The sequence below is a fragment of the Candidatus Hydrogenedentota bacterium genome (assembly GCA_016791475.1).
Taxonomy (GTDB): domain Bacteria; phylum Hydrogenedentota; class Hydrogenedentia; order Hydrogenedentales; family JAEUWI01; genus JAEUWI01.
Map to the genome: position 1 here is coordinate 1 of JAEUWI010000442.1, position 528 is coordinate 528.

2 protein-coding genes are annotated in these 528 nt (G+C 70.1%); both read right to left on the minus strand.

Translation table 11 applies throughout. The annotated features are described in order from the left end of the window. On the minus strand, positions 1-205 hold a 205-nt coding region (locus JNK74_30145), incomplete at its 3' end, for an ApaG domain (protein MBL7650431.1). 25 nt (positions 206-230) lie between these two features. Beyond that, positions 231-528 (minus strand): transaldolase (locus JNK74_30150; GenBank protein ID MBL7650432.1); only part of this gene is annotated, 298 nt, incomplete at its 5' end.

Sequence of the window (528 nt, forward strand, 5' to 3'; positions counted from 1 at the left end):
CGCGCACCTCGATCGTGCGTCCGCCGGCATCGGTGATGATCCAGTGCCGGGTCAGCAGCTTCGCCGGCAGGCCGCCGCGGTTCTCGATGGTGACGGTGTAGGCGAAGGCGTAGCGGTCGCGGGCCGGTTCCGATTGCGCCGCGATGTATTCGGTCTCGACCGAGATGCGGATGTCGTGCAGGGCGGGCGCGTCGGTCGGCTTCATGGGGGAGGCTCTCGGGCGGGGCGGGTCAGGCGGCACTGGCGACGGCGCGCGCCTTGGCGTCGAGCGCAGCCAGCAGGGTCTCGAAGGATTTCAGGAAGGCGGCGACGCCTTCGGCTTCGAGGCGTTCAGTGACCGTAGCAAGGTCGATGCCGAGTCCGGCGAGTTGCGCGACCGCGGCTTCGGCGGCTTCGAGGCCGGTGTCGAGCGTGGCCGCGACGCGGCCGTGGTCGCGGAACGCCGTCCAGGTCGCCGGCGGCATGGTGTTGACGGTATCGCTGCCGATCAGGGTCTCGACGTAGAGCACATCGCTGTAGGCCGGGTTC